This is a genomic window from Paradesertivirga mongoliensis (assembly GCF_024436395.1).
GTDB classification, from domain to species: domain Bacteria; phylum Bacteroidota; class Bacteroidia; order Sphingobacteriales; family Sphingobacteriaceae; genus Paradesertivirga; species Paradesertivirga mongoliensis.
This window is the reverse complement of the sequence record NZ_JAFMZO010000001.1, coordinates 330,147-346,134: the sequence shown is the minus strand read 5'-3', so window position 1 is coordinate 346,134 and position 15,988 is coordinate 330,147. Positions and strand designations below refer to the sequence as shown.

The 15,988-nt window shown below is 42.4% G+C and carries 18 protein-coding genes; 9 read left to right on the top strand and 9 right to left on the bottom strand.

The features are described from left to right. The 3 genes from J3P43_RS01165 (at nucleotide 1) to J3P43_RS01155 (ending at nucleotide 2,213) form a co-directional block, all read left to right on the top strand. Complete coding sequence (locus J3P43_RS01165) at nucleotides 1-213, top strand: heavy-metal-associated domain-containing protein (RefSeq protein WP_255898127.1); 213 nt, start codon at nucleotides 1-3, stop codon at nucleotides 211-213. Nucleotides 214-462: 249 nt separating this feature from the next. Next, complete coding sequence (locus tag J3P43_RS01160) at nucleotides 463-1,632, top strand: XdhC family protein (protein ID WP_255898125.1); 1,170 nt, start codon at nucleotides 463-465, stop codon at nucleotides 1,630-1,632. After that, on the top strand, nucleotides 1,629-2,213 hold the full coding sequence (locus J3P43_RS01155; RefSeq protein ID WP_255898123.1) for a nucleotidyltransferase family protein: 585 nt from the start codon (nucleotides 1,629-1,631) through the stop codon (nucleotides 2,211-2,213). The genes J3P43_RS01160 and J3P43_RS01155 overlap by 4 nt, the downstream gene beginning before the upstream one ends. 62 nt (nucleotides 2,214-2,275) lie before the next feature. Here J3P43_RS01155 and lnt read toward each other — a convergent pair whose 3' ends face one another. The 5 genes from lnt to J3P43_RS01130 form a co-directional block, all read right to left on the bottom strand. Next, a complete protein-coding gene (gene lnt / locus J3P43_RS01150) occupies nucleotides 2,276-3,895 on the bottom strand; it encodes an apolipoprotein N-acyltransferase (protein WP_255898121.1) in 1,620 nt (539 codons plus the stop codon). A 1-nt stretch (nucleotide 3,896) separates the two neighbouring features. Next, nucleotides 3,897-4,571: a PH domain-containing protein gene (locus tag J3P43_RS01145; RefSeq protein ID WP_255898119.1), complete on the bottom strand. Its 675-nt coding sequence runs from the start codon at nucleotides 4,569-4,571 to the stop codon at nucleotides 3,897-3,899. 72 nt (nucleotides 4,572-4,643) lie between these two features. Continuing rightward, complete coding sequence (gene rsmI, locus J3P43_RS01140; RefSeq protein ID WP_255898117.1) at nucleotides 4,644-5,342, bottom strand: 16S rRNA (cytidine(1402)-2'-O)-methyltransferase; 699 nt, start codon at nucleotides 5,340-5,342, stop codon at nucleotides 4,644-4,646. After that, nucleotides 5,339-5,563, bottom strand: a complete 225-nt coding sequence (locus J3P43_RS01135) for a PDDEXK nuclease domain-containing protein (RefSeq protein ID WP_255898115.1) — start codon at nucleotides 5,561-5,563, stop codon at nucleotides 5,339-5,341. Before J3P43_RS01135 ends, rsmI begins: the two co-directional genes overlap by 4 nt. Further along, nucleotides 5,538-6,500, bottom strand: a complete 963-nt coding sequence (locus J3P43_RS01130) for a PDDEXK nuclease domain-containing protein (RefSeq protein WP_255898113.1) — start codon at nucleotides 6,498-6,500, stop codon at nucleotides 5,538-5,540. Before J3P43_RS01130 ends, J3P43_RS01135 begins: the two co-directional genes overlap by 26 nt. 90 nt (nucleotides 6,501-6,590) lie before the next feature. Between J3P43_RS01130 and serS the strand changes: the two genes are divergently transcribed. Then, nucleotides 6,591-7,862 carry a serine--tRNA ligase gene (gene serS, locus J3P43_RS01125; protein WP_255898111.1) on the top strand — a complete coding sequence of 424 codons (1,272 nt, stop codon included), beginning with the start codon at nucleotides 6,591-6,593 and terminating at the stop codon, nucleotides 7,860-7,862. 153 nt (nucleotides 7,863-8,015) lie between these two features. Further along, entirely contained in the window at nucleotides 8,016-8,396 is a 381-nt protein-coding gene (locus tag J3P43_RS01120) for a response regulator (RefSeq protein WP_255898109.1), read from the top strand. On the opposite strand, the gene recO is transcribed toward J3P43_RS01120, so the two are convergent. From recO to J3P43_RS01105, 3 genes are all read right to left on the bottom strand, one after another. After that, entirely contained in the window at nucleotides 8,393-9,118 is a 726-nt protein-coding gene (recO, locus tag J3P43_RS01115) for a DNA repair protein RecO (protein ID WP_255898107.1), read from the bottom strand. The two genes, J3P43_RS01120 and recO, sit on opposite strands and share 4 nt — an antisense overlap. Beyond that, nucleotides 9,108-9,467, bottom strand: coding sequence for a diacylglycerol kinase (locus J3P43_RS01110; protein WP_255898105.1), 360 nt, complete (start codon nucleotides 9,465-9,467; stop codon nucleotides 9,108-9,110). Before J3P43_RS01110 ends, recO begins: the two co-directional genes overlap by 11 nt. A 231-nt stretch (nucleotides 9,468-9,698) precedes the next feature. Further along, complete coding sequence (locus J3P43_RS01105; protein WP_255898103.1) at nucleotides 9,699-9,950, bottom strand: signal peptidase; 252 nt, start codon at nucleotides 9,948-9,950, stop codon at nucleotides 9,699-9,701. A gap of 260 nt (nucleotides 9,951-10,210) precedes the next feature. On the opposite strand from J3P43_RS01105, the gene ileS reads away from it, so the two are divergent. The 4 genes from ileS to J3P43_RS01085 all read left to right on the top strand — a co-directional run bounded on the left by ileS (nucleotide 10,211) and on the right by J3P43_RS01085 (nucleotide 15,533). After that, entirely contained in the window at nucleotides 10,211-13,597 is a 3,387-nt protein-coding gene (gene ileS / locus J3P43_RS01100; protein WP_255900161.1) for an isoleucine--tRNA ligase, read from the top strand. A gap of 1 nt (nucleotide 13,598) precedes the next feature. After that, a complete protein-coding gene (locus J3P43_RS01095; protein ID WP_255898101.1) occupies nucleotides 13,599-13,982 on the top strand; it encodes a TraR/DksA family transcriptional regulator in 384 nt (127 codons plus the stop codon). Then, nucleotides 13,982-14,632: a lipoprotein signal peptidase gene (locus J3P43_RS01090; protein ID WP_255898099.1), complete on the top strand. Its 651-nt coding sequence runs from the start codon at nucleotides 13,982-13,984 to the stop codon at nucleotides 14,630-14,632. Before J3P43_RS01095 ends, J3P43_RS01090 begins: the two co-directional genes overlap by 1 nt. Before the next feature lie 193 nt (nucleotides 14,633-14,825). Further along, complete coding sequence (locus tag J3P43_RS01085; RefSeq protein ID WP_255898097.1) at nucleotides 14,826-15,533, top strand: SIMPL domain-containing protein; 708 nt, start codon at nucleotides 14,826-14,828, stop codon at nucleotides 15,531-15,533. A 62-nt stretch (nucleotides 15,534-15,595) separates the two neighbouring features. Here the strand turns inward: J3P43_RS01085 and J3P43_RS01080 are convergent, their stop codons facing one another. Beyond that, on the bottom strand, nucleotides 15,596-15,955 hold the full coding sequence (locus tag J3P43_RS01080; RefSeq protein WP_255898095.1) for a response regulator: 360 nt from the start codon (nucleotides 15,953-15,955) through the stop codon (nucleotides 15,596-15,598). Nucleotides 15,956-15,988 lie beyond the last annotated feature (33 nt).

The window sequence follows — 15,988 nt, the reverse complement described above, 5'->3', positions numbered from 1 at the left end:
ATGGAAAAGTATCAATTTAAAACAACTATTAATTGCGGAGGCTGTATCGCGAAGGTTACACCCCATTTAGATGCAAACGTAGATATCAAACACTGGGATGTGGATATCAATAATCCCGATAAAATCCTTAGTGTTGAAACAGAAAATCTGGATCGGCAGGATATTAAGGAGCTGGTTGAACGACTTGGATTTAAGGCAGACCCCTTGTCTTAACCGCCGGTCACAAACAAATTTGCTTCTATTCTGTTATCCGTTTACCCAATCCAAAATCTAAGGATTTTCTTAAGAAAGACAAAGGTTGAGTGATGAGGGTTAAGCAAGCGGTTGGGTTTCTTTTTGAGGCCCAGCCGTTTTTTTTAATCATTTACTAAAATTGTTACCGTTTTGGTCCCTGCCGGATTTGGACTTGCATAAAGAAAAGGTGATTTTTACGTAAACCAATTTAATTTCTTTACCCAAAAAATGAAGGAGTTGCAGGAGATCGTGAAAGCCTATGATGACGCCACTGAACGCGGTCTCAAAACTGCTTTGGCTACGGTGGTACATGTGGAGGGCTCGGCTTACCGGCACGAAGGGGCAAGGATGCTCGTAACAGAAAATGGAGAGCTAACCGGAGCTATCAGTGGCGGCTGCCTTGAGGGCGATGCTCTTCGTAAAGCCCGACTTGCAATTGTTGAAAGTCGGAACACTTTAGTTACTTATGATACTACCGACGATGATGACGCAACCATGGGCGTTGGTCTGGGTTGCAATGGCGTTATTCAGGTGCTGCTCGAGCCGCTAAATCCCGGCGATGAGTTTAATCCAATCCACCTATTCAGAAGCTATCTCGCGAAAAGACAGGAAGCGGTTTTGGGAACGTTTTTTTCCTTGCAAAATAAGTTGGCGCCACAAGCAGGCACGTCTGTTTTGTTAACAAGCGACCGAGGGCAGCAGGGCTTTTTGGATAGTGCTGTTAAAGACGCTTTTTTGGCTGATGCAGGCAAGGTGCTTAAATGTGCGGAATCGCTTATTGTGAATTACCATGATACTATTACCGGATTTATTGAATACTTAAAGCCGCCGGTTCATCTGCTGATATTTGGTGCGGGTAATGACGCGATGCCTTTGGTGCAATTTGCCCACATTTTAGGCTGGGAAGTATCTGTTATAGATGGCCGGGCTAATTACGCCACCACCAATCGCTTCCCGTCTGCCAGTCAGGTGTTGGTTTCAAAGCCGGAGCACTGCCTGTCGGGAATTGTTATTGATCATTGGACGGTTGCAGTATTGATGACCCATAATTACAACTATGATATCGCTGCGCTGCGACAGCTGTCCAACTTTGATCTGAAATATATTGGAGCACTCGGACCAAAAAAGAAGCTCCAGCGGATGCTGGATGAGTTACAGGAAAATGAAATCCCACTATCCGCCGAAAAACTTGATATTGTTTTCGGCCCTACAGGTCTGGATATTGGATCAGAAACGCCAGAGGAAATAGCCCTTTCAATTGTTTCAGAAATTAAAGCTGTGCTGTCGAATCGGACAGGTACCTCATTAAAGTTCAGACCAGCAGAACAGAACGCCGTTGAGCTTGTTTCTAAGAAGCACCCGAATGCTAAATTTTCCTCTTGCGCGATTAACTTATGACAGGACTTATAATTCTTGCGGCAGGTTCATCCAGCCGGCTGGGCCGGCCCAAGCAAAAACTTATCTATAATGGCAAGAGTCTCTTACAGCACGCCGTTGAAGAAGGCCTGGCTTCTAACTGCTCACCCATTGTAGTGGTACTGGGGGCAGACGAAGATAACATCCGGACCGAAATCGCCGAAAATGTTCAGATAGTGATTAATATGAGTTGGAATGAAGGCCTGTCATCCTCAATAAAATGTGGTCTGACCAGATTGTTGCAACTTGAACCAGATGCCCCGCAAGCTATTATTATGTTATGTGATCAGCCTTTTGTTGATTCCGCGATACTCAACAAGCTGATGACTGAAAAAGAAGCCGCTGGAAGGGCTATCGCCGCATGCACTTATGATAACACCCTGGGAACGCCGGTGCTATTTGATAAGCGGTTCTTTCCTGATCTACTGTCTCTCGAAGGAAACCATGGAGCTAAAGGGCTGGTTTTGGATAATGAATCGGACGTGGTTGCAATTCCCTTTCCGTTAGGAAATATTGATATTGATACTGCGGAGGATTACGAAAAGCTGAAGGAGTCAAACTAAGCCTAACCTTGCTGTTTATTGCGCTACCTTATTTAATGCTGTTATCCCTTGTGATCTTTTAGTTATTTCAAAGATCTTTTAGGTCGTTGAATCAAATTTAGTACTAACAATGCCAGAAACGCTCCGCTTAAAATGCAGGCAGCGATCGCGATATAGTCGCCGTGCCGGGTATAAAAAGTGAGCTCATCGTTCAGGTTAATGTTTTCTTTCAGGGCAGTTGCATGCCACCAGCCGCTACGTCGAGTAATGTCGCCCCGCTGATTGATGAATGCCGAAATTCCCGTATTTGCCGAACGCGCTATCCAGCGGCGGGTTTCGATGGAACGAAGTTTCGCGTAAGCCAGGTGCTGATCTTTGCCCGATGTATTTCCCCACCAGCCGTCGTTGGTAATGATAGCGATAAACTGGGCCCCTTTGTCTACGTAGTCTGACACGTATTCTCCCCAAATCGATTCATAGCAAATTACCGGCGCTACTCCTATTCCGCTTTGCGTGTAAAAAACCGAGGGCTCGTCTTGCCGGCCATAACTGCCAGTCGAGCCACCGAAGGCTGCAAAAACTGGTTTCATAAACCCAAGTGCCGATGAAAAAGGTGTTTGTTCTACGCCCGGAACCAGCTTAGATTTATGATAAAACTGGACTCTCGCCGAGTTTTCTATCTGGATAGCGGCATTGAAACGGTCGTAGTATTTGGCGCTCCCCGCGTGATACCTGGCTGTGGCTGTACTCATTGAGTCGTACATCAGATAGCTTTCAATCCCCGAAAGAACATTTGCATTTGGATATTTTTGCAGGAAGTTCTGTACCTGTTGAAAGTTTAAGTCGGTTCTGACATTGTTTTCGTCGGCGGTCTCGGGGATTGCGGTTTCAGGCCATATAAAATATTCGGTATTGGGTTGGCCGATCGAGTCAGACAGGCGAATTAATCCCTGAAGTTGTGCAGCAGCGGGACTGCCGAATTTAAGATAAGGATCTACATTGGGTTGCACCACCACAATATTCGATGGATTAACTTTTTCTTGATAGTTGGTATAAATAGTGAGGGAATAGAGTATCGGCAAGGCTAGTACTCCCGAGAAGGCCCATATGAGTTTTTTTGCTTCCCGCGACTTAATTCTAAGCGCTAAATATGCTTCCAAGGCCAGAACGTTGCTGATCAAAACCCATAAACTGCCGCCATACACCCCCGTAAATTCATACCATTGAACAATTTGATGGAAGTTAGAAAATCCATTTCCCAGGTTCATCCACGGAAATGCCAGATCCCAGGTTTGATGCAAATATTCGTATCCCAGCCAAAAACTAATTAAGCCGATATAACTCAAAAGCCTGCCTTTGATCATCCGTAAGCGGTAATAAAGCCAGAAAGCAATCGTCATTAGCAGTGCCGCCAGTCCGAAGGGGATTAGTGACACCATGAAAGCAACAGCCACCGGCATTACAGCATTAAGAGAGTTGAATACCCAGTAAATGCACGATGTATTCCATATTACGAAGCTAAAAAAGGATACAGCGAATACCTGTTTGCCCTTTTTTGTGCTTTCTGAGCGGATAATATTTTCGACCGCAAGCAATAGCGGAACAAATGCTATCAGCAGCAGGATTGATGTATATGGTACGGGTGGCCAGGCTAGCCATGCCGTAAAAGCAGTGGTTATGCCTAAAAGGTAATTATTTCGCACGTTATAGCTGAGATAAGATATCGGCTTTTTTAGCTTCGTATTCTTCCTGTGTAATTAATTGTTTTTCGTATAACCCTCTCAGCTTTTGAAGCTTTAATGTTATCTCGTCCTCCAATGACTTTGCAGTTTCAGGAGCGGGAATCGTTCCACTCTGAATACTGGGCTGAACCGGAACACTGGGGCCATCAAAGCTGTTTTGTGAGGGTTCTCCTATAACGGGTTTTAACTCAATTTCGTTCTGCGGCTTTGCTGATTTTTCTTTTTCTAAAGATCTCTCTCTTTCGATCTCTTTTCCACGTTCTAACTGCTGGTTACAGAACTGGTAAAGTTTTCTTGCCTCTACTTTCGGAATGTAGTCTACCGTAAGATTTTCGCCTGATAGCGGCACCGCAGTGAACTTTGCTCCGAAAAATTCTTCCTTAAAGGATACTTCTTTAATATCTCTCCAGCTGTAAATTTCGAAGTTGGTGGTTAATCCCAGATTTCCTGGTTTGCAAAAAATAAGGCGTTTATCTGTTACCACGATAGAATCAGGGATTAGCGTAACTGCCGGTTTTTTTTGCACGGCGAGGTAAACAACCTGTTCGCCCGGAGTCAGCATGTCGGATATTTTCCCTAAAACTTTTTCGGCGGTTTTCGGATCCTGTTCGTCGTTTATGAATGGTTCAATTCGCATGATAAATTCAGTGTTAAACATCAAAAATAAAAAAGTATTTGGCTGAAAATGTAAGAATGACTTTAAATCATCTTATTCACTGTCATCTTTCTTTTTCTTCTCTTTGCCGGCAACGCAGAGTACAAATTCTCCCTTTATGGTATGAGTGTCGAAATGAAGTTTTACTTCTCTCAGAGTGCCTCTTACGGTCTCTTCAAATAATTTAGTCAGTTCGCGCGATACAGAAGCTTGCCTGTCTTCACCAAAAACCACAGCTAATTCTTCGAGGGTTTTTAAGATCCGGTGTGGCGATTCATAAAAGATCATGGTCCGCTCTTCTGCTGCCAGCTCCTTAAGCCGCGTTTGGCGGCCTTTCTTTACAGGGAGGAATCCCTCAAAAGTAAACCTGTCGCATGGAAGGCCCGAGTTAACCAAAGCCGGAACGAAAGCCGTTGCTCCCGGAAGGCATTCTATTTCGATCTGGTTCTTGAGCACTTCTCTTACCAGGAAAAATCCCGGATCTGAAATGGCGGGTGTGCCGGCATCAGAAATTAACGCCACATTTTTTCCTTCGTTCAGAAAGCGAACGATCTCACTGCTTGCTTTATGCTCGTTGTGCTGATGGTGGGCGAATACTTTTTTGTCGATCTCAAAATGCTTAAGCAAAGGGCCGCTTGTCCGGGTGTCTTCTGCAAGGATGATATCTGCTTCTTTTAATATGCGGATGGCCCGAAGGGTGATGTCTTCGAGGTTGCCGATAGGGGTGGGAACGAGGTATAGTTTGCCTGTCATGACTTCGAAATTTTTTGTTGTTCTTCTTCTATTATTCTTTGCAGATCTTCTTCTTTTGGCAAATTGATCATATGCTTGTTTACAAAAACTTTCTGTGGTAAACCGGCGGTGCTGTACTTGACTAGATTTTCATTTTTGCTGGCGCAGAGAATGATTCCAATGGGCGGATTGTCGCCTTCGTTGGTTTCATTGTCTTTATAGTAATTTAGATACATATTCATTTGTCCAGCGTCTGCATGAGTAAACTCGCCTAACTTTAAGTCGATTAACACATTGCATTTTTAAAATGTGATGATAAAATATGAGGTCTGTTCGATAATGTGTATTATCGAAGGTGATACGTTTTTGTCTCGCTTCAAAGCAAAACCCTCTACCCATTTCTAGTAAGAAGGTTTGCAGATGATTGATAATGGCTTGTTCTAAGTCTGATTCCGAGTATTCAGTTTCTTCCTTTAGTCCAAGAAATTCCAGCATATAGGGATTTCGGAACACGTCTTCGGGTAACAGTTCTTCCTTGTTTAGGTGCTTGTTTAGAACGGCTCGCTTGTTTTTACTTAAGCCCGTCCGTTCATATAACATGCTGTTCATAGCACGCTGTAATTCTCTTACCGACCAATTGTTTTTAAGTGCTTCTAACTCATAAAAGCTACGCTTGACGGGACTGTCAGCTTTGATTAACTCGATAAAGTGTGAAAAGCTGAGCTGATTGATAAGCTTGTCTGCGTCAATCAAAGATTTTCCAGACTGTGTCTGGAGTATTGTAGAATTAGATTCGGCTATATCTTTTGAGCTCGCTTTTCCGGTATTACCTGATTTTCCAGACAGCGTCTGGAAAATTGCTTTATCCATAAAGTCAGCTACATACATTTTCGCAGACCTTGTCAGGAAAATTTCAGGGTAAGTAAGGTAAAACTGATGGAAGAGATATAAGTTTGACTCTGACATTCCCTTAAAATGCTTAAGTCGTATGGCTAGTTCTTTAATAATTTTTTGACCATATATCGCCCTGTCCTCACCATTTAATTCGTATTCAGCAATATAAAATCCAAACAGCCAGTTTCGTAAAGTTAAGGCAGTATTTACCTGACGCTGCGCCTGTTGCTGAAAATATTTCTGAGTTTCTGCAATCAGAGAGACCAGTTCGTCTAATTTGGGCATATCGTGGCTATAGGAACAAACTAAGGGAAAAAATTATAAACATAACCCACAACTCATGTCAGCTCTTATCTTTGTCGAAATTTCTAAAAGATGCTGCAAGTTAGTTATATCCGTGAAAACAGGGAAAAGGTTTTAGAGCGTTTGACTTTAAAGAACTTTAAACAGCCTGAACTGGTTGACGAAATTATTGAATTAGACGAGGACCGGCGAAAAACACAAACTCAACTCGACGAGGTCTCGGCTAAATCAAATAGTATTGCAAAGCAGATTGGAGATTTAATGCGTCAGGGCCAGAAAGAGCAGGCAGAAAGTCTAAAGGCCGAAACTCCTGTTTTAAAAGAGCAGGCTAAGACCCTCGCAGATAAACTGGCGTCTCTGGAAGAAAGCCTTCAGTCAAAAATTGTGCTTCTTCCTAATCTTCCCCATAGTTCGGTGCCTAAGGGATCTACTCCCGAAGAAAATGAGACTATTTTCGAACATGGCGAAAAACCCTTATTATCTGCGAATGCTTTACCGCATTGGGAGCTGGCAGCTAAATACGATATTATTGATTTCGAACTGGGAAATAAAATTGCCGGTGCTGGCTTCCCTGTTTATAAAGGCAAGGGAGCCAAACTTCAGCGAGCCTTAATTAACTTCTTTTTGGATAATGCCGAAGCGGAAGGGTATCGCGAAATGCAGCCGCCTATAGTGGTGAACGAGGCTTCTGGCTTCGGAACAGGGCAGTTACCGGATAAAGAAGGGCAAATGTATCATGTCGGAATCGATAATCTGTATCTTATCCCAACAGCCGAAGTTCCAATAACCAACCTATACCGCGATGTGATTGTTAAGGAAGAAGAGTTGCCAATAAAAAATTGCGCGTATACTCCATGTTTCCGCCGCGAAGCCGGCTCGTACGGGGCTCATGTGCGGGGCTTAAATCGCTTGCACCAGTTCGATAAGGTCGAAATTGTACAGATCGCCCAGCCCGAAAAATCTTACGAAGTATTAGAGCGAATGAGCGCCTATGTGCAGTCTTTGCTTCAGAAACTTGAATTGCCTTACAGGGTTTTGCGCCTCTGTGGCGGCGATATGAGCTTTGCCTCGGCGCTAACGTATGATATGGAGACATGGTGTGCGGCTCAAGGGCGCTGGCTGGAAGTTTCTTCGGTGTCAAACTTTGAAACTTTTCAAAGTAACCGTTTAAAACTGAGGTTTAAAGGAAAGGAAGGTAAAACCCAGTTAGCTCACACTTTAAATGGAAGTGCTCTTGCTTTACCAAGAATTGTTGCTACTTTACTCGAGAATAATCAGACAGAGGCTGGAATAAAAATTCCAGCTGCTTTAGTCCCCTACACCAAGTTTGAGTGGATTAATTAAGACGAAAAAAATAAACCCGTAAAGCAAAACAACAATGGCTCGTTTGGGTTTTAAGAACAATAGAATCAGTTTACCTGTTAATAGAAACTGAATACAGGTTAAGCCGCAAGTCAAGCCCGTTTATTCTTATTAAGAAATTATCGAGAGAAAAGTATGTCTAAACGAATTCTGATTTTTGACGACGATGTCGACATACTTTCCATTTGTACCTACATATTAGAGGAGCAAGGCTGGGAAGTATTCACCTCGCCGCACTGTAATAATATTGACGCTACTGTTAGAAGCATTAAGCCTGATATTATTTTAATGGATAACTGGATTCCCGATACCGGGGGCATAATCGCAACCCAAACGATTAAAAGTCAGGAAGACTTAAAAGAGATACCGGTTATTTACTTTTCAGCGAATAACGATATACAATCTCTGGCCAAACAGGCTGGTGCGGATACTTATTTAGAAAAGCCTTTCGACCTGACAGAGCTTGAACTGGTTATCGAGAAAATGCTTCGCGACAAACCGCCAGCTTCTGCTTAATTCAATACTTCTTCTAGTATAAGGTGTGATTTGACATCGCCGAAACTTTCGATATGCAGGCGGTAATAATCTAAAATTTTTGAAAGTAAAATTTTCCGGTTAGCCTGATTTATATTTAACAGAGCCAGGTTTTCGAAAGAAGAGCTAAGAAGGTTTTTAAAGTCTGTTATCAAACCTTTATCGATTATCAAAAGATGAAGAGGCTGATCGCGGGTATAGCCGCCTTCTCTCAAATCAAAGAATTGTCCGTCACTTTCTAAGGTCCTGTCGGGATAAAAACCCAGAAACTTGGTAAGCCTCATTAAAAAATAAAGGTGGAAGTTTGCCAACCCCTCATCGCTTTTATCCAGTAACTCTACGCTATTGAAAATGAAGTTAAACAGAGGTTCGTCCTCATAATGCAGCTTCAGCGATTTGTAAAGCACTTCATTGATAAACAGTGTTATAGAGCTTTTTATGATGTCGTATGGGACGGATTGAAGTACAGGCTGGTTACGTAATTCGGAAACTCTTTGCAGACTCCCGCTGGGCTTGTGATAAACGATCAATTCGAGCAAATGCAGAGGTTGTAACATATTCAGCTTGATTTTTGCCTTTGGTTTTTTCACCCCATTTAGCAAATACGACTGCAAGCCAAACTTTTCGGTAAAAATCTGAACCACCACACTGCTCTCAGAATAGTTGGTGGTTTTAAGTACAATGCCGCGGGTTTTATGCAGCATAATCAATTATTTTTGGAATAAAGATAGATAGGCCTATTATCGCAGAAAGGAGGGTGGTAAGCAGAACTCCGGCCGAAGCCAGATCTTTCACAGCGCCTGCCTTAGGATGGTAATCCGGTGATACCAAATCAACTAAAACTTCGATAGCGGTATTAAAAAGCTCAGCAATTATTACCAGGCCAATCGACACGGAAATCCAAATCCACTCATGTAAAGCAAGTTCGAAGAAATAGCCTGCCATAATCACCAGAAGGGCAGATATTGTATGAAACTTAAAATTAATCTGCGTAGAAAATGCATAGATCACTCCTTGCCAGGCATACACAAAACCCTTCAGAAACTTCTTCATAATTATTCAGCCGAGGTTATCGTTTTCAAATATTGGTTTTTTTCCGGGAAGTTTGGCTAATAGGAGAGCAATGACCTGTAGGATAGCTTTAAATAGGTGAGGTGCGAGAATATTGAGCTAATACCTGCATCCTAATGTCTTATTGTACTTGTGAAACTACTATTTCACCGTTGTTCTCCTGAAAATGCAGAACAAGTTAGAAGAACAAAAAAGCTAATCAATAAGGTCATATTATTTTACTTGCAGTTTGTGCTTGTTCATTTTTTTGGCGTCCTCACGCTCTTCTTTAATACCCTGGTACTCCACTTTTCTTACAAGGCTGTAGAAAATCAGCAGAAATCCTATTCCGAATAAAATAGTGCCCAAAGTCATCGCCCAGCCATAAAGATCCATCTCGTTGGCTTTCATCATGTATCCCAATATATTCAGAAGTATACCTGCAACAAATGCAATCACTCCTTTTTTAACGAATCGATTTTTCATAACGCTAAGGTTTATTAGACGGATTAAGTCTCGTCACTGGTAGCCTTTGCCAAAATCAAGCCAGCATAATATTTGTCCGCTGTAGGGTCCCGACGGGTGCTTTGTTTTATTTGAGAACTTTTATTTTGTACTGTTTAGAGGACAATCTCTTAAGCAGGGTGGCGACGGGATCCTCAGAGCCTGTTTAATAAAAGCCTTATTTTAACTTTTTTAAGGGTTATTTCTTACCTTTGCAACCTTATTTTGCAGCGTGGTAAATGATGTATAAAGAATATAAACAGTTAAATTTATCCGAGACGGGAAAAGAGATATTAGAGTACTGGAAGTCGAATAAGATCTTCGAAAAAAGTATTTCTAATCGCCCGGCTTCCAGGCCGTATACATTTTACGAAGGACCGCCATCCGCTAACGGTATGCCCGGTATTCACCACGTAATGGCCAGAAGCATTAAGGATATATTTTGTCGCTATAAAACCCTGAAAGGCTTTCGAGTTGAGCGCAAAGGCGGATGGGATACCCACGGTTTGCCGATAGAGCTGGCTGTAGAAAAGACATTAGGTATTACAAAGGAAGATATCGGTAAAAAGATCTCTGTAGACGAATACAATGCAGCTTGCCGCAAGGAGGTGATGAAATACACCGATGTTTGGAACGACCTAACCGAAAAAATGGGCTATTGGGTCGATTTGGATAATCCTTACATCACCTACGAAAATAATTACATTGAAACGCTATGGTGGATCTTAAAGGAGCTGTACAGCAAAGGTTACCTGTACAAAGGGTACACTATCCAGCCTTTTTCTCCGGCAGCAGGTACAGGTTTAAGTTCACATGAGCTTAACCAGCCAGGTACTTACAGAAATGTAAAAGACACTTCGATTGTAGCTCAGTTTAAGGTGCGAGCTGGCCAGGTGCATCCACTAATCCCTGTTTTATTTGATACAGAAGGCGAAGATACAACGATTCTGGCATGGACCACCACTCCGTGGACATTGCCCTCGAACAGCGCCCTTGCTGTCGGAAATAATATTACTTATGTTAAAATCAGAACCTTCAACCAATACACCTATGCTCCGGTGAGTGTGGTGTTGGCTAAGGATTTGGTCTCAAAGCATTTAAAAGCCGAGGCGCAAGGCCTGTCATTTCAGGATTACAAAGCTGGCGATAAACTCATTCCCTGGGAGATTGGCGCCGAGTTTAAGGGTTCGGAATTAGTAGGACTCCGTTATGAGCAGCTGATGCCCTATGTAAGCAACGATGACCTGGAGAAAAATGCCTTCCGGGTAATCTCCGGCGATTTTATCACCACTGAAGACGGTACCGGTATTGTCCATATTGCCCCAACCTTTGGTGCAGACGATTTTAGAGCCGCAAGGGAAAGTGGGATACCTGCTGTTCTGGTAATGGACGAGTTTGGAAAGCCACAGCCACTGGTTGATCGTCAGGGACGGTTTGTTAGTGAGGTGAGCGATTTTGCCGGCCGCTATGTCAAGGAGGAATATTTTTCTGCAGATGAGTCGGGCGCTGCAGATTTTAAACCAACCGATGTTCTCATCGCCATAAAACTGAAAGAAGAAAATAAGGCCTTTGATGTAAAAAAATACGAGCACAGCTACCCGCATTGCTGGAGAACAGATAAGCCGGTTTTGTATTATCCGCTCGATAGCTGGTTCATCAAAACAACCGCGGTGAAAGACCGGCTGGTTGAATTGAATAAAACCATTAACTGGAAGCCGGAAGCTACAGGAACCGGTCGGTTTGGCAACTGGCTTGAAAACCTGGTAGATTGGAACCTTTCGCGCTCACGTTATTGGGGTACGCCCTTGCCTATATGGAGAACCGAAGACAGTTCGGAGGAATTATGCATTGGCTCAATGGATGAGCTGAAATCCAAGATATCGGAGGCCATTAACAGTGGCCTGCTGGATAATGAAGAGCTGGATAAAGCGCAGGCGCAGTTACACGGACTTACCGAAGGTAATTTCGACCTGCACAGACCTTATGTGGATGATGTGATTCTAATCTCTTCAAGCGGTAAAAAGATGCTTCGGGAAACCGATCTGATTGATGTCTGGTTCGACTCCGGCGCCATGCCTTATGCTCAATGGCATTTCCCGTTTGAGAATAAAGATAAGTTCGAAGCTGCTTATCCAGCCGATTTTATTGCCGAGGGAGTAGACCAAACGCGTGGCTGGTTCTTCACCCTGCACGCCATCGCAGTAATGCTGAATGATTCTGTAGCCTTTAAAAATGTGGTGTCCAACGGCCTGGTTCTGGATAAAAACGGCAATAAAATGTCGAAGCGTCTAGGAAATGCGGTAGATCCTTTCGAAACGATTGATAAATATAGCGCAGATGCAACCCGCTGGTACATGATTAGCAATGCATCGCCCTGGGATAACCTGAAGTTTAACATCGAGGGACTAGACGAAGTGCGCCGCAAGTTCTTTGGTACGCTCTATAACACCTACGCATTTTTCGCACTGTACGCCAATATCGACAACTTTAAGTATGCGGAAGAGGAGATCGAAAATCGCCCCGAAATCGACAGATGGGTGATTTCTCTGTTAAATACACTCAGCAGAGAAGTTGACAGCTATTACGCCGATTTTGAACCAACGCGTGCTGCCCGTGCCATTCAGGAATTCGTGGATGAGCATTTAAGTAATTGGTTTGTGCGATTAAGCAGGCGCCGCTTCTGGAAAGGTGATTATACTGAGGATAAAATATCCGCGTATCAGACGCTTTATACCTGCTTAATCACTGTTTCTAAATTAATGTCTCCTATAGCGCCGTTTTTTAGCGAGCGTTTATTTTTGGATTTGAACAGTATCACCGGCAAGGAAAAATCTGAGTCTATTCATCTTTCCGATTTCCCGGTTTACCATGCAGAGCTGGTTGATACCGATCTGGAAGAAAGAATGTCGATTGCGCAGAATATTTCTTCGATGATTTTATCGTTAAGGAAGAAGGTAGGGATAAACGTTCGGCAGCCTTTAAACAAAATATTGCTGCCGGTGTTAGATAGCAGTTTTCAAGACAAAGTTGAGCGCGTAAAGGAGTTGATTCTTTCCGAAACCAACATCAAAGCGATCGAATATATCAACGATACGTCTGGAATTATTAAGAAGAAGGTAAAGCCTAATTTTAAAGCTTTAGGCTCGAAAGCCGGCAAGCATATGAAGGATGTAGCAGCTTTTATAACTGCTTTAAGTCCGGAACAATTAAATGATTTTGAGAATGCTGAAGTTATCCAATTTGTAAAGGACGATTTCAGCTTGGAGGTGTCAATTGGCGATGTCGAGATCATTGCAGAAGACGTCCCGGGATGGCAGGTAACGAACATGGGCAAACTAACCGTCGCTTTAGATGTTACAGTAACCAATGAGTTAAAACAGGAGGGTATATCCAGAGAATTGGTTAACCGTATCCAGAATCTTAGAAAAGATCTTGATTTCGAGGTAACCGATAAAATTAATGTACGTACAAGCAGCCACCCTTATATCGCGGAAGCTGTAAAAAATAATTTATCATATATTTGCGCTGAAATTCTGGCCGACTCGTTTGAACTTGTCAATGAATTGAACAAGGGAGAGAAAGTAGAAATTGATGAGCAGGAATTACTAATATCAATTACAAAAGCTTAAAATGGAAAATCACGAAAAGACAAGATATTCTGATGCAGAATTACAAGAGTTCAAAGATTTAATTCTGGAGAAATTACGTGTTGCGCGCGAAGAACTTGCTTCATTGTCGCAATCGCTAAGCAATCCAAACTTAAATGGAACTGACGATACTGCAGGTACTTATAAGACTCTTGAAGATGGCTCTGCAACGTTAGAGAAAGAGCAAATTAACCAGCTTGCTGCCCGTCAGAAAAAGTTTATTGAAAACCTGGAGGCTGCATTAGTTCGTATCGAAAACAAAACTTACGGTATTTGCCGTGAAACCGGCAAACTTATTCAGAAAGAACGTTTGCGTTCTGTTCCTCACACTACATTAAGCATGGAAGCTAAATTGAAGCAGAATTAATGAAAGCTTATTACAAGCCCTTTCTTGCCATAGTAATTATCCTGCTGGCCGATCAGGTTCTCAAATTTTGGATTAAACTCAATATGACCCTTGGTCAGGAGTTTCATCTGATTGGTAAATGGGCTCTTATTCACTTTACCGAAAATAATGGAATGGCTTTCGGAATGGAGTTCGGTGGCGAAGCGGGGAAGCTCGCGCTTACACTATTCAGAATTGCTGCCGTTAGTATGATCGGGTACGGCGTGGTATATCTTATCAAAAATAAGTATCACAGAGGACTGATCTTAAATGTGGCGCTGATTTTTGCAGGCGCCCTGGGAAACATTATCGATTCTTCATTTTATGGATTGCTGTTTTCTGAAAGTACGTATTTTGAAACTGCTAAATTTCTTCCTGCAGGGGGCGGTTATGCCGGCCTTTTTCACGGAAAAGTGGTAGATATGTTTTATTTTCCGATTATTCAGGGGATAATTCCTACCTGGTTTCCTATTTGGGGCGGTGAGGACTTTATTTTCTTCAGGCCGGTGTTTAACATTGCTGATGCCGCTATTTCGATTGGAGTTATTTCAATTCTGATCTTTCAGAAAAGATATTTTAAGGAGGAGCGGATGGAAGAGAGTTATCCTCATAGTGAGATTGTAGAAGAATAGATGAGCCCCTAAATGGGGCTTTTTTTATGTGCTGTGTTTAGAAGCGATGCTGAGGACGATTTTTTAAAATTTAGTCTTCTGTTGCGATATCTCGAATTAGTTCGTCATAGCTACAGTGTAACTATTATTCCTTTTATCTGTTATGGAAAATGGTGATAGTCTGCATCTTTAAACTAACACACAAATTTAGAGTATGAAAAGAGTCGTTTTTATCGCTTTACTAAGCGTTTTTGCAGGGTCTGTGTTTGCGCAGAATGTTGATACCCGCCGAAAAATTGAAGTATCCGGATCAGCCGAAGCTGAAGTAACTCCCGATATTATTTACGTTGGAATTTCCTTGAAGGAATATTTTAGGGATAACGCCAGCAAGAAGAAGGTTGAAATTGAAGAATTGGAAAGACAGCTTCAGACAGCTGTATTAAATGCCGGAATTCCTAAAGAGAATTTCACTATCAACAACATTTCCAGCTATAATTATGCTTACGAACGGAAAAAGAATCCGGCGTTCCTGGCGAGGAAACAGTATAGAATTAAGGTAACTGATCTGAATAAGTATAATCAGATAATAAGTGCGATTGAGCCGAGGGCTATCGAATATACTAATATAGAAAGTTATGATTATTCGAAAATCGAATCGCTGAAGCAAGAACTGAAAATCAAAGCTCTGAGAGCCGCGAAAGATAAGGCCTCATACCTCGCTGCCGCATTGGATGATAAGGTGGGTGACGCGCTTGAAATAAACGAGATCAATAATGAGTCTTATCCTCAGCCGATGTATAGGGCCAATGTCATGATGCGCGACCAAGCCATGGGTGCTGAAGCCGCAGCAATGCCTGAAATAGATTTTAAAAAGATCAAATTGAACTACCAGATGAGGGCAGTTTTTGAATTGAAAAATTAAGCAGATAAAACTTGCCGGAGGTAATATTTTACGCTTCGGCAAGTTTATTAAATCAATACTTTTTATTGTAATACGTTGCTCAGCAACTCTTCGAGCTGATCCAGATCAAACGGCTTTGCCAGGTAGGTATCTGCCCCAGCCTCTTTAGCCAACTTTTCAATATCGTTGTTGGCAGAGAAATAAATTACCGGGATAGACCGATACTCGGGATGGCTCTTAATTAGCTTGGTAGCTACCTTTCCCCCCGCTTCCGGAATCCAGTTGTCCATCATAATAATGTCCGGAGCAGTCTCGGCGATGTCGTTCAAAATATTTGCACAACTTGTACGGGTACTAATTTTATAACCCTTCTCCTCAAGCAGATATGTTAAAATACTTAATATATCTACATCGTCATCAAAAATTAATACACTTTTTTCCATCAATAACGTAAAGTTAGTAAATAAATTAATTGT